The 675-nt window shown below is 27.6% G+C and carries 1 protein-coding gene; it reads left to right on the top strand.

Annotated features, from left to right (window positions below; all coding sequences use genetic code 11):
* On the top strand, nt 1-526 hold a 526-nt coding region (locus AC1DTM_RS30310), incomplete at its 5' end, for an HAD family hydrolase (RefSeq protein WP_477001685.1).
* Nucleotides 527-675: the final 149 nt, after the last annotated feature.

The raw sequence follows: 675 nt of genomic DNA, 5'->3' as shown, positions 1-675 counted from the left end.
TGGTCACAGTGATAAAGTAATGGTTTTGGAATCATTTTTTAATGAATTCCCATCGAAATACAGATTACCACGCAATAGTATTCAAGATTTTTGGAATAATAATTTTCCTAAATGTTTTTCTATAAACCAAAGTACTATTAATATTATAAATACTATAAAGTTGCATGTTAAAGTTGGAATTATAACAAATGGATCAACTCAGAGACAAAAAGCTAAAATAATTAACACGAATTTGAATCGTCATTTTGATACAATCATTATTTCTGAAGAAACGGGATTTAGTAAACCTGACAAACGCATATTTGAATTGGCATTAAAGAAGCTAAATGTACAACCAGAAGATGTACTATTTGTTGGAGATGACTTAGAAAAGGATATTGCTGGTTGTCAAAATGTAAATATAAAGGGTATATGGTTTAACCCTCATATGATCACGAATACTACCGAAATAAAACCATATGCCGAGATTAATACCTTGGATAGTTTGTTAAGTTATGTCACTCCACAATATTTTTATAACAAGTAAAAACAATTTGGAGAGATGAATTTTCAAAAATATTTAAAAGATAGATTATCTTTAATTTCATTGACCGTATGAGAAGTATAAAACTATATTTATATTTGTAGTTAAGATAAAAGAATCCATTTTCATGATGTAATACGTATCACTCAAGT

The organism is Bacillus sp. P4_D3 (genome assembly GCF_056401855.1).
Note: the sequence above shows the minus strand (reverse complement) of the source record. Positions and strands in the feature narration are given on the sequence as shown.